Here is a 12257-nt window from a genome sequence, read left to right on the forward strand (position 1 = left end):
GATGCCATCACTGGAAAATCGGGTGCCATCCGAATGGACCGTCCCTGCTCACCCACCGGACCGGGCGGGCGGCCTCAGCTCACCGAAGGCGCGTCGGACCACCCGGTTCGCCACCTCCTGGGTCAGCCCGGTGGCCACCAACAGGTCGCTGACGGTCGTGCGGACCTGCGCGACGACGACCGCGCCCGAGAAGCCCACCCCCTCCCGGTAGGCGTCGCCGGCCGCGCAGACCGCCCGTAGCGCCTGCTCCCGCGCCCGCCTGGGTTCGTCGCCGGCGGCGAACTGCCGCTTCATCAGCCGTACCGCCTCGGCAAGGTCGGTGACCGCCCTCGGCATCGGCTCCGGTATCGGCTCGCCGTCCTCGATCAGGCTCACCGACCTGCGGATCAACGTCCCGCTGTTGCGCATCGCGCGGTCGATCGGCTCCGCCGCCTGCGCGTACCGGCCCACCGGTCCGCGGCGTTGGTGCCAGTGCACCGGCGACAGCGTGCTGGCCTCCCGCGCGCCCTGGGTCGCCTCGATGAGCGCCTTCAGCTCGTCCTTGTTCTGCCGCAGCTCGCCCATGGCGGTACGTGCCGGAGCGGCATCGTGGCGGGCCAACGCGCCGGCCGTGGCATCGAGCTGGGTACTCAGGAGATCCAGCGCCGGCCGTGCGGCCCGGTTGAGCACCCGCAGCGGGTTCAGCGGCAGCAGTACGGCGGTGACCAGGAGCGCCACCGCTCCCCCGACGAGGGCGTCCACGAAGCGGGGGATCTCCAGGTCACGCACGGACGGGCTGAGCGTGGCGATGAGCACCGCTGTCGCCCCGGCCTGGATGACCACCGCCGCGCTCCCGGCGAGAAACAACGCGACGACGATCGCCAGCACGACGATCAGGGCCAGTTGCCACCAGCCGGTGCCAATCACCACGAGCACCAGGTCACCGATCAGCACCCCGACCGTGACGCCCAGGACCAGCTCCACGGTGCGGCGCAGGCGTTGGCCGACCGACGCGGCGAGGGTCGACACCGCCGAGATCGGCGCGAACACCGGCTGCGAGATGTGCAGCACCTCCTGCACCACGAACCAGGACAGCGCCGCGGCCAGGCCCGCCTGCACGGCGAGCCCGCTGAGGGCGCGTGCCCGAAGCAGCCGGTCCCGCAGAGCGGCCACCGTACGGCCGCCGAGCCGGGCGGCGGTCGCCGCCAGGCCGGAATGGTCGGTGGCGTCGGCGCGGGGCGGGGTGCTCCCGTCACCGCCGTGCCGATCGGCGTCGACCATGGGGGCACCTACCCCGCCATGACCGGATCAATCCTGGCCGCCGTCGCGGCAGCGCCCGGGGGCGGTCAGCCACGGTTGGAGCCCTCGCGGTGGGGTAGACGCCGGTCTGTCACGGGGATGGCCGCCCTGCGCGGGATCGCGTGGCCAGGGCTGCCGGGCGGGTCGGGGGGCGATGTCGGATGGATCAGCGGGGTTGAGCCGGCCGGAGATGACCGGCGGCGTCGTGGAGCTGCGGGTGCACGGGGTGTCCGGCGCGAGTGCCGCCCACGTGTTGGACCTGCGGCAGACAGCGCAGGTGGCCGGCGACCGCAATGGGGGCTTCTACCGGCCCCGCCCGCTCTGCGAGGACACCGCCGGCGTGCGAGGAGTCACGCTGGAGGCGTACCGCTGGGGTGACCTGCCCTCCGGGACCGTGGCCCGCACGCTGGCGCTGGTGTTCCTGCTGCCCTTCATGCTGGCCAACCTGGCCATCTGGATGCGGCCGGCCGACCCTGGCTCCGCGCCGCTGGTCAAGTCCCTGTGCCGGGTGCTGGCGCTCACGGTGACCGCGCTCTACGTGCTCGCGATCGCCAGTGTCGCCCTGGACCTGATCGCCTGGAAGTGCCCGACCTCGCCCCGCTGCCTGGCCGGGCGCAGCTGGCTGTCCTGGTTGGGAGGGCAACCGGTCGGGCTTCGGCTGGCGCTGCTCGCGGTGCTCCCGGTCACCGCCATCGGCCTGATCTGGCGGATCAGCAACCGCCCGGGAAGGACGTTCGACGCCTTTCACGCACCCGAGAAGGCGGTCTCCGATCGTCCGCTCGGCACGGTCGGTCAGTGGGACGCCGAACCGCTGGTGGGTCGGCTGCGCTCCATCCACGTGGCGACGGCGTTCGCCACCCTCGACCTCGTTCTGCTCCTCGCCCGAACCGGAGCCGGCGCCTCGGTCGTCACGGTCGCGCTGGTCATCGTCACCGGGGCGGTCCTGGTCGCCTGCGTGGCGCTGCTCTGCACGCCCTCGATCATCGACCGGGGCGCCGCCGACCGGCGGCTCGACGGGGTCACCCGCGCGCTGCGGACGATCGCCATCATTCTGACCGTCGTGGTCGTGACCCACGTGCTGGCCAGCCCCGCTCGGTGGCACGAACAGGGCACGTTACCGGGCTACGACGCGACCCTGACCTGGCTCTTCGTCACCCAGACGACGCTGCTGGCCATCCTGGGAGTGGTGCTGCTCTGGCGCCGGGACCGGCGGGCGGGCGTCACCCCGCTGTTCGGGCTGGGCGCGCTGGTGATCATGGCCGTCGCGGTCAGCCTGGGGGTGGCGTACTCCGCCGAGCTGGTGCACCGGACGGCGGACTTTCTGGATCGCGACCTGCCGACCGGGGAGGGCATCGCGAACATCTCACCCCCGGCGTACACCTGGGCGATCTACGGATTCGTCCGCGCGGTGCTGATCACGCTGATCGTCGCGCTCCTGATCATCCTGTTCTCCCGTCGCGGCCGGTACCGCGCCGCCGCGGCGATCGTCGCGCTCGACTACCCCGACCCACCCCCGGAGACCGAACCTCGGCTACGGCAGGTGCGGCAGGCGATAGCCCGGGCCCGGTTCACCGAGAAACTGGTGCCGCTGGCCGTGGTCTACAGCTGCCTCGCCGGACTCGGCACGGCCACCACCGCCTTCGGCCTGCTGGAGCTGTTCCCGAGCGACCTCATCAATCGGAACACCCGGGTGCCGGCCGACGTGGTCACTTTCGGCATCGCGTTCGGCAGCTGGGTCATCGCGGCGATCATCCTCAGTCTGATCATCGCCGGGGTCTTCGCCTACCGGAGCATCCCGTTCCGGCGCCACGTCGGCGTCCTCTGGGACCTCGGCACCTTCTGGCCCCGGGCCGCCCACCCGTTCGCGCCACCCTGCTACGCCGAACGGGCCGTGCCGGAACTGGCCCGACGGATCACGTACCTGGTCACACAGGGCAACGCGGTGCTGCTCACCGGGCACAGCCACGGCTCGGTCCTGCTCGCCGCGACGGTGCTTCAGCTGCCACCGGAGGTCGGCAGCCGGGTCGCCCTGCTCACCCACGGGTCGCCGCTGCGCCGGCTCTACGGTCGGATCTTCCCCGCCTACGTCGACGACGCGGCGCTGCGCGAGATCGGGGGCCGGATCGGCTGGCGGTGGGTGAACCTGTGGCGCGACACCGACGGCCTCGGCGGCTGGATCTTCTCCGCCCACCGGCCCGGGGAACGCGCCACCGTCGACGGCCCACCGGCCTCCGTGGACCGCCGACTGAGAGATCCCAGCGATGTGGTGACGCCGCCCGGCGACAGCGTCCCCCCACCGATCCAGGGGCACGGCCCGGACGAGTCCGACGAGTCGTTCGCCGCCGCGGCGCGTGAGCTGGTGCAGCGCCTCGTCGGGCCGGCGGATCCGCCCGGCACCGCGACGTAGTGGAGTCCCGCTAGGCCGCCCGCGCGCGCCAGTCGTCCAGGCGCGTGTCGGCGACGCGGGCGCCGTCGACGGGGACGAGGGAGCGCTCGCCAAGCGTGGCGCCGAAGTACCGGGCGGCGGGGTCGGTCACCACCGAACGGGAGTCGGACCGCGACGCGAGAAGGGATCGGCCCAGCTCGTCGAGGCGGAACTGCTCCGGTCCGGCGATCTCGACCGTGCCGTTCATGGGTGCGCCGACCGCGACCTCGGCCACCGCGGACGCGACGTCCTCGGCCGCCATCGGCTGGATGAGCACGGGCGCGAGGCGTACGGTGTCGCCGTCCGTGGCGGCGTCGATGATGCCCTGGACGAACTCGAAGAACTGCGTGGCGTGCACCAGCGAGTAGGGCAGCCCGGACGCGGCGATGAGCTTCTCCTGGGCGACCTTGGCCCGCATGTAGCCGCTGTCCGGGAGCCGGTCCGAGCCCACGATGGAGAGGGCCACGTAGTGCCCCACCCCGGCTTTCCCCGCGGCGGCGAGGAGCGTCCGGGTGGACGTCTGGAAGAACTCCAGCACGGCGGCGTCCTCGAACGAGGGGGAGTTCGACACGTCGACGAGGACGTCGGCGCCGCCGAGCACCTCATCCACGCCTTCGCCGGTCAGCGTGTTCACGCCGGTCTTCGGGGACGCCGGGACGGCCTCATGACCCTGCGCGCCGAGTTTGCCCACGAGCTTGGAGCCGATGAGACCGCTGCCGCCGATAACGACGATCTTCATGAAACAGCCTTCCTGCTGTCCGCTGACGGATCACCCCCGGTTCGGACGGGGCCACGACGACACCAGGCTACGTACCTGCGGATACCCCGCGTGGAGACATCACGGGTCATGATTGCGTGCGTATTGCAGGATGGGGGACCGCGATCGCATCGCATCTGGAGGTCCACGTGGCTGCGGTATCCCACCCGGTGTTCGCCCGCGTCTACGAGCGGCTCAGCGTGGCGATGGACCGCGCCGGCACCGCGGCGTACCGGCGGAGCCTGGTCGCCGGGCTGTCCGGCCGGGTGATCGAGATCGGCGCGGGCAACGGCCGCATGTTCCCCCACTACCCACCCGCGGTCACCGAGGTCCTCGCGGTCGAGCCGGAACGACGTCTGCGTGCCGCGGCCGTCCGGGCCGCGCAGAGCGCACCGGTACCCGTGACGGTCGTCGACGGCCTGGCCGAGGCACTACCGGCCGGCGACGGCGAGTTCGACGCCGCCGTGGTCGCGTTGGTGTTGTGCACCGTTCCCGATCAGGCGGTCGCGCTCGCCGAGATCGACCGGGTGCTGCGCCCCGGCGGTCAACTGCGGTTCTTCGAGCACGTCGCCGTCGAGGGCTCCGGCGGGCTGCGCCGGGCCCAACGGCTGCTCGACGCGACGCTGTGGCCGAAGCTGTTCGCCGGCTGCCACACCGGCCGCGACACCACCGCCGCCATCAGTGCGGCCGGGTTCGTCATCGAGGAGCTGCACCGGTTCCGGTTCCCCGCCAACAGCAACAGCCCGTCCTCGCCCTGCGTCGTCGGACGCGCCACCAGGCCGGCGCCGACCAGCTGGCGCTGAGAGCCGCCCGCGCGACGAAAGTCGGTTGCCGCGCGCGGCGGGCTCGGAAAGAGTGGCGTCCATGACGTACTGACGGACAACACCTCCTGCCCCGGCCACCGGTGACACCACCCCGGTGCCGTGCTGCCGTCCGTCCGTACGTTTCCTCAGAGGTGAGCGTCTCTTGTCTGCGCACCACTCCCGTCGGGAGTCTCTGCCCCCGTCCACTCCGGCGACCGTCCCGGTGTTCGCCTCCCCCGTCAGCCGGATCGAGGCCGCTGTCCGCACGCGGCAGCTGGCCACGCTCGACGGCATGATCCATGGTGCCGCGATGCCCGACCTGCGACCGGAACGGACAGCACCCGTTCGCGCCGCCACGACGTCGACCGTGCCGTACCCGTTCCCGGTGGGGTGCGGCAGGGCGGTGTTCCCCATCCGGCTCAAGCGCGTCGTACCCGAGCGCCTGGCCGTGCGGTTCCCGGACCTCGACCGTGCGCTGGAGCGGGCGGGAGGGCGACGACCGGGCCTGGGCCCTCGCGCGGGGCGCCATTCCGGCCGGCCTCGGGACGGACGGCCGGGGCAACCACTTCGTCGAACGTACGCGCGTCGACACCGCTTTCGACCGCAGTCACGCGGCATGTCCCGGGCTCGGCGCCGGTGACGCCGCCCGCTGCCGTGCCGCCGTCCTTCCCCGCGTTTCCGCGAGAAGTGAGCATCCTTGTCTGAGCACCACTCCCCTCGGGAGTCCCTGCCCCCGTCCACCCCGGCGATCGTCTCGGTGTTCGCCTCCCCCGCGAGCTGGATCGAGTCCGATGCCCTCGACCAGTGTCAGCAGGTGGCGGCCCTCGACGGCATGATCCACGTTGCCGCCATGCCGGACCTGCACCCCGGCAAGGGCGCACCCATTGGCGCCGCCATGGCTTCGACCGTGTTGTACCCGTTCCTGGTGGGCTCCGACATCGGGTGCGGCATCGCCGTGTTCCCCATCCGGCTCAAGCGCGTCGTACCCGAGCGGCTCGCCGCGCGGTTCCCCGACCTCGACCGTGCGCTGGACCCCGACCGGGACGCCGACGACCCGGCCTGGGCCGTCGTACGGGGTGACATCCCGGCCGGCCACTCGGAGGGCCTCGGGACGGTCGGCCGGGGCAACCACTTCGTCGAACTCGCCCGCGTCGACACCGTCTTCGACCCCGGTCACGCGACCCGTCTCGGGCTCTCCGCCGGTGACCTCGTGCTCATCGTGCACACCGGCTCGCGTGGCCTGGGCGAACGGATCCTGCGGGCGCACACCGAGGTCCACGGGGCCGGCCCGGCCCCCGATCCGGCCGCCTACCTGGTCGAGCATGACGACGCGGTGCGCTGGGGATCGCTCAACCGGCGGTTGCTCGCCGCCCGGGTCGCGTACGCCCTGGGGGCCGAGCCCACCGAGCCGATCGTCGACCAGTGCCACAACCTCGTCGAGGTCCGTGACGGGGTCTACCTGCACCGCAAGGGGGCGGCTCCCGGCGACGGCCGGGACGTGCTCATCGCCGGCACGCGGGGCACCTCGTCCTACCTCGTGGCCGCCCACGCCGGGCCGGACGCCAACCACTCCGTGGCGCACGGCGCGGGCCGCAAGATGTCCCGCGCCGACGCCCTGCGCCGGGGCCGGGCCAAGCACACCGTCGACGAGCTGCGCCGCACTCCGGTGGGATCGCTGGTCGTGTGCGGCGATCGGCAACTGCTCTTCGAGGAGGCGCCCACGGCGTACAAGCGCATCGAGCAGGTGATCGCCGACCTCGTCGACCACCACCTGGCCACGCCGGTGGCCACCACCACTCCCCTGGTCACGTACAAGACGGCCGATCTGGGGTCCACGCAGCGGCCGGACCGCCGGGACCAGCGCCGCAAGCGAGGTCGGGTGTGAGCGTCGAGCTGTTGTTGTCAGCCGGGCGTGGCCCCCGGGAATGCGCCTGGGCGCTGGCCCACCTGCTGCGCCGCCTGGAGGGCGAGGCCATCCGGCGGGGTCTGACGGTTCAGCGGGTCCGGGCCGTACCCGGGGACCGGCCAGGCACCTACCGCTCGGTCCTGATCCAGATCTCCGGCGCCGCCGCCGAGGCGTTCGCCGCCTCGTGGACCGGGACCCTGTGCTGGCAGGCGCCCAGCCCCTACCGGACGAGCGCCGGCCGAAAGAACTGGTACGTCATCGCCCAGCCACCCCGGCCCGACACCGCGCCCACGCCGTTCGCGGAGTCGGATGTCGACATCGTCGGCTGCCGTACCGGCGGCCCCGGCGGCCAGCACCGGAACAAGGCCAGCACGGCGGTACGGGCGACGCACCGCCCCTCGGGCATCGTGGTGGTGGTGGACGAGGAGCGGCAGTTCAGCCTCAACCGCAGCCTCGCCCTGCGGCTGCTGCGCGAGCGCATCGAGCGCGGCGACGAGGCGGCCCGGCGCGCCGTCACCACCGCCCGTTGGCGCGTCCACGACGAGCTGGTACGCGGCAACCCCACCCGCGTCGAACGGCCGGAGCCGGCGGGGCACGACGCGCCACGGCGACCCTCGTAGGGTGGTGGCATGGCTGAGCGATCTCTGACCTTGATGGCGGTGCACGCGCACCCCGACGACGAGGCGACGAGCACCGGTGGTGTCCTTGCCCGCTACGCGGCGGAGGGGATCACGACGGTGCTCGTGACCTGCACCGACGGGCGGTGTGGCGACGGCCCCGGCGGGGTCAAGCCCGGCGACCCGGCACACGACCCGGCTGCGGTCGTGGCGCTGCGCCAGGCCGAGTTGGAGGCCAGCTGCGCGGCGTTGAAGGTCACCCACCTGGAGACGCTCGGCTACGCCGATTCCGGGATGATGGGCTGGGCGACGAACGACCTGCCCGGGGCGTTCTGGACCACGCCGGTAGACGAGGCCGCGGACCGGCTGGCGGAGCTGATCCGCCAGTACCGGCCGGACGTGGTCGTCACCTACGACGAGAACGGCTTCTACGGCCACCCGGACCACATCCAGGCCCACCGCATCACCATGGCCGCTGTCGAGAAGACGGACATCCCCGCGAAGGTGTACTGGACCACGGTGCCTCGTACGGCTTTCGCCGAGTTCGGCCGGGTCATGCGGGAGCTCGGCGTCGAGTGGGAAGAGCCGGACGCGTCGTCGGGCGAACCGGAGCCGCAGCTCGGCCTGCCCGACGATGAGATCACCACCTGGGTGGACACGAGCACCTACGGCGAGCAGAAGTTCGACGCGTTGGCCGCGCATGCCAGCCAGACCGAGAACATCTTCTTCCTGCAACTGGGCAGGGAGCGGTTCACCGAGCTGATGGGCATGGAGACCTACGTCCGGGTCCGCGACACCACCGGCGCGCCGCTGCCCGAGGACGACCTCTTCGCCGGCCTGCGCTGAGGCGTCGCCCGGACGCGGCGCGACCCGCCCGGGGACCTTTCACCGCCGTGCCCACCGCGGCGTACGTCGCGGTGGCCGAGGCCCTGGCCATCCGGTCGACCCGCGGTGATCCGGCGGGCCGGTAGGGCGACACGTGTGGCCAGCAAACGGTTGTTCGGGCAACACATCTGGCGATCAACACACCGCTGCTAGAGTGGGCACATGTCCGACATCGACCCGTGCGATCTGCCCGCCGACCGCCAGCGCGGCTCGAACTTCGGGTGGTCGCTCGGCATGGTGCTGCGTCGCTGGCACGAGTACGTCGAGGAGGCACTGAAGGGCCTGCCCCACGGCAGCCGTGGCTACCACATCCTGGCCGTGGTCGTTCATGAAGACGTGCCGACACAGGCTGCCCTGGCGTCCCGGCTCGTGATCGACCGCAGTGTCCTGACGTACGTGATCGACGACCTGGAGAACGCCGGCCTCATCGAGCGACAGCTGGACCCGCGCGACCGGCGTGCCCGGCGGATCGTGGCCACCGAGCGCGGGCGGCAGGCGCTCGCCGACGCCGAGAAGCGGGTCGCGCACGCCGAGGACCACGTGCTGGCCGGGCTGTCCGAGGAGCAGCGTGCCACCTTCCGCGACTCCGCCAACCGCGCCGCCGAGGCGATCCACGCCGCCGCACCCGGCACGGACCCCTGCGCCGCGGTGACCAGCGTCATCGGCCCGACGGAGCAGGTGCCGGGCTGACCCGGCCCGACCGATCTCAAGCAGCATCGTCGAACTCCTCTCCGGCCTGCCGGGCGGGCGCCGGTGGAATCGGGAAGTTGCGGTTGAAGACGTTGTCCGGGTCGTACGTGGCCTTGACGGCGCGCAGCCGGCCGAGGGTGGGCTCGGGAAAGGCGTCCAGGAGCCGCTCCGGGCTGGTGTCGGACTCGAAGCTGAGGTACATGCCGTCGAGGTGCTCGTACAGGTCGGCCCAGAGCCTGTCGAGTCGGGGCCTGCGCTCCGGGACGGTGGCGGCGAGCACGGAGAAGTTCTGCTCCCGGTGGGGGTAGGCGGTGGCCTCGCGGGCGATGTCGTTGACCGCACCCCCGACAGAACGGACCTGCATGACCATCACGTCGCCGGAGCGGATCATCGTCGCCATGGCCTCCGCGGCCTGCGGTGTGAGGTGGTGCAGCAGCCCGCTGCGCGTGTCCGAGAGTCCCTGGCCCCGGTGCTGGTTGCCGGGCGGTGCGACGAGCGCCGGGTACGGCGCGAGCTGGGCCTGCTGGTCGAGGACCGGCCCGATCTCCAGGAACGGACTCAGGGCGGACTGCGCGGCCTCGATGTCGTCTCCGGCGTAGACCAGGGTGACCTGGGCCATCGGCGGGTTGCCACGCCGTCCGGGGAACAGGGACAGGAAGCTGGTCAACTCGCGCGGCGCGTCCTCGACGAGCCGGCCCCAACGACCGAGCAGGCCGGCGGCGTCGCTCGCGTCGATGACGAGCTGGCCGAACACGACGTTGTCGACCTCGTACGCCTCCAGTTCGAGGGCCGTGACGACGCCGAAGTTGCCGCCGGCGCCGCGGATCGCCCAGAACAGGTCGGGATGGTGGTCTGCGTCCACCCGGAGCAGGCTGCCGTCCGCGGTGACGATCTCCGCGGCGACGATGTGGTCGATGGTCAGGCCGTACTTGCGCACCAGGTATCCGACACCGGCGGTGGTGGCGAGACCACCCACGCCCACGTCGCCGTAGTCGCCCGAGCTCATCGCCAGCCCGTACGGGGCGAGCGCCCGGGCGACGTGTCCCCAGCGGGCTCCCGGCTCCAGGCGGATCCGGCGGGTGGCCCGGTCGAGCACCTCGACCTTGTCCATCGTGGACATGTCGATGACGATCCCGCCGTCGTTCGTCGACCGGCCGCTGATGCCGTGCCCACCGCTGCGCACGGAGAGCGGAAGCTGCTGCGTGCGCGCGTAGGCCACGGCGTCGATCACCTCGGCGGCGTCCCGGGGTCGGATCACCAGGGCCGGTGAGCCCTGCCAGCTGTAGCTGTGGCGCACCCGCTCGTACTCCGGGTCGCCGGGCTCGACGGACCTGGCGGCCAACGACGCGGGCAGTGCGTCGTAGTCGACGCCGGGCTGGCGCCGCGCCAGGGCGACGCTCGACCGGGCCCGGCTGGTCGAACTCCCGCCTCCCGTGCGCTCCCTGGCCACGGCCTCCCGCAGCGCGGGGGCGATCTCCTGCCCGAACGCCTCGATGAGGCGTGGGTCGTCACGGCCGATCAGGAAGGTGCTGAACCCCTCTTCCAGGACCAGCGGGAGGAGCTGCTCGACCCACTGCTGGGCGGGTCCCTGCAGGAAGCCCCGGCTGCGCGACGAGACGTCGACCGTGAACACGTTGAGCAGCCGGCGGATCTGTCGCGGGTCGCGTCCGGCCGCCGACGCCGCCTCGTCGATGAGCCGGTTGGCGGTGGCCCGGTCCGGCGACCGGAGGTACTCCTGCGTCGGCAGCCAACCGTCGGCCTTCTGGCCGGTCAACTCCAGCATCCGGGGCTGGTAGGCGCCGAGCCAGATGTTGATGTCGTGCTCCGGTGCCGGGCCGCGCTGCATGCCCGGAATCGGGTAGTACTTTCCCTCGTGCCGCAGCGGCCCGGCGGCGCCGTCGTCCCAGACGCCGCGCAGGACGTCGATCGCCTCGCGCAGCGCCGCGACGCCCTGACCCGCGGTCAACCGACGTGCGCCCATTCCCTCGACTCCGTCCCAGAAGGCGCCGGCGCCGAGGCCGAGCTCGAACCGGCCGTGCGAGAGCCGGTCCAGGCTCGCCGCGGCCCGGGCCAGGACGGCCGGTGGGCGCAGCGGCAGGTTCAGAACGTTCGCGGAGACCCGTAGCCGCTCGGTACGGGCGGCGACCCAGCTCAGCAGAGTCCAGGTGTCGAGGAATTCGGCGTTGTAGGGATGGTCCTGGAAGGTGGCGAGGTCCAGTCCGGCCGCCTCGGTCAGCTCAGCCAACGCCACGACCCGGTCCGGGTCGTGCACGGTCGGCGTGAGGAACGTCCCGAACAGAAGATCGTGTCCGTAATCGGGCATTGCCGTACCACCAATCTGACTCGCTTCTCGGAAACCTGTTGATCCACAACTCATTTGCCCGGCAGCTCATTCCGTGTCGGCATCAAATGTGTTGGGGGCAACATGAGTTGCCAGACAAACGGTTGGCGCGAGTGGCCGGAGCGAGCGGCGACCTCTCCACAGCCGTGGAACGATCAACCCATGGCCACTACCGACATCCCGGCGGCGATCCGCGCCTTCGTCGACGCGACGAACCAGGGCGACCCGGAGGCCTTCGCCGCCTCGTTCACCGACGACGCGTACCTCAACGACTGGGGCCGCGAGTACCGGAGCCGGGACGGCGTGCGCGACTGGGACCGCACCGACAACATCGGCAAGCAGTCCCACTTCGAGATCGTCGGGATCGAGCAGGGCCCCGACCCCGACAGCTACGTCGCCACCCTCACGGTGACCGGCAACGGCCACAACGGCACCGGCCCGATGACCTTCCACCTGCGCGACGGTCTGATCGCGAGCCTGCGGATCAGCTGACGCGAAGGCCGTCCGTCGCTGACAGTCGATCGACGCGCTGCTATTTGTTAAGAGAGTTTCCTG

At 72.0% G+C, this 12257-nt stretch carries 10 protein-coding genes and 1 pseudogene; 8 read left to right on the top strand and 3 right to left on the bottom strand.

The window, feature by feature from the left end; translation table 11 throughout:
• Positions 1 to 48: 48 nt before the first annotated feature.
• On the bottom strand, positions 49 to 1260 hold the full coding sequence (locus tag EAD89_RS00440; RefSeq protein ID WP_121654819.1) for an FUSC family protein: 1212 nt from the start codon (positions 1258 to 1260) through the stop codon (positions 49 to 51).
• A gap of 172 nt (positions 1261 to 1432) precedes the next feature.
• Here EAD89_RS00440 and EAD89_RS00445 point away from each other — a divergent pair, with 172 nt between their 5' ends.
• Positions 1433 to 3685, top strand: a complete 2253-nt coding sequence (locus EAD89_RS00445; RefSeq protein ID WP_199733371.1) for a hypothetical protein — start codon at positions 1433 to 1435, stop codon at positions 3683 to 3685.
• Between the two features lie 10 nt (positions 3686 to 3695).
• On the opposite strand, the gene EAD89_RS00450 is transcribed toward EAD89_RS00445, so the two are convergent.
• Positions 3696 to 4442, bottom strand: a complete 747-nt coding sequence (locus EAD89_RS00450; RefSeq protein WP_121674283.1) for an SDR family oxidoreductase — start codon at positions 4440 to 4442, stop codon at positions 3696 to 3698.
• Between the two features lie 167 nt (positions 4443 to 4609).
• Between EAD89_RS00450 and EAD89_RS00455 the strand changes: the two genes are divergently transcribed.
• The 6 genes and pseudogenes from EAD89_RS00455 (at position 4610) to EAD89_RS00480 (ending at position 9361) form a co-directional block, all read left to right on the top strand.
• Positions 4610 to 5263, top strand: a complete 654-nt coding sequence (locus EAD89_RS00455; protein WP_199733372.1) for a class I SAM-dependent methyltransferase — start codon at positions 4610 to 4612, stop codon at positions 5261 to 5263.
• Between the two features lie 163 nt (positions 5264 to 5426).
• Positions 5427 to 5850, top strand: a pseudogene (locus EAD89_RS30885) (RNA ligase RtcB family protein); the annotation flags it as partial.
• Between the two features lie 110 nt (positions 5851 to 5960).
• A complete protein-coding gene (locus EAD89_RS00465; protein ID WP_121674284.1) occupies positions 5961 to 7148 on the top strand; it encodes an RNA ligase RtcB family protein in 1188 nt (395 codons plus the stop codon).
• Positions 7145 to 7789: a peptide chain release factor H gene (gene prfH, locus EAD89_RS00470; protein WP_121654815.1), complete on the top strand. Its 645-nt coding sequence runs from the start codon at positions 7145 to 7147 to the stop codon at positions 7787 to 7789. The genes EAD89_RS00465 and prfH overlap by 4 nt, the downstream gene beginning before the upstream one ends.
• A gap of 9 nt (positions 7790 to 7798) precedes the next feature.
• Entirely contained in the window at positions 7799 to 8632 is an 834-nt protein-coding gene (locus EAD89_RS00475; RefSeq protein ID WP_121654814.1) for a PIG-L family deacetylase, read from the top strand.
• A 201-nt stretch (positions 8633 to 8833) separates the two neighbouring features.
• Complete coding sequence (locus EAD89_RS00480; protein ID WP_121674285.1) at positions 8834 to 9361, top strand: MarR family winged helix-turn-helix transcriptional regulator; 528 nt, start codon at positions 8834 to 8836, stop codon at positions 9359 to 9361.
• A 16-nt stretch (positions 9362 to 9377) separates the two neighbouring features.
• Here the strand turns inward: EAD89_RS00480 and EAD89_RS00485 are convergent, their stop codons facing one another.
• Complete coding sequence (locus EAD89_RS00485) at positions 9378 to 11684, bottom strand: LLM class flavin-dependent oxidoreductase (protein WP_121674286.1); 2307 nt, start codon at positions 11682 to 11684, stop codon at positions 9378 to 9380.
• A 180-nt stretch (positions 11685 to 11864) separates the two neighbouring features.
• On the opposite strand from EAD89_RS00485, the gene EAD89_RS00490 reads away from it, so the two are divergent.
• On the top strand, positions 11865 to 12194 hold the full coding sequence (locus tag EAD89_RS00490) for a nuclear transport factor 2 family protein (RefSeq protein WP_121674287.1): 330 nt from the start codon (positions 11865 to 11867) through the stop codon (positions 12192 to 12194).
• Positions 12195 to 12257 lie beyond the last annotated feature (63 nt).

It is taken from the genome of Micromonospora sp. BL4, from assembly GCF_003667505.1.
Taxonomy (GTDB): domain Bacteria; phylum Actinomycetota; class Actinomycetes; order Mycobacteriales; family Micromonosporaceae; genus Micromonospora.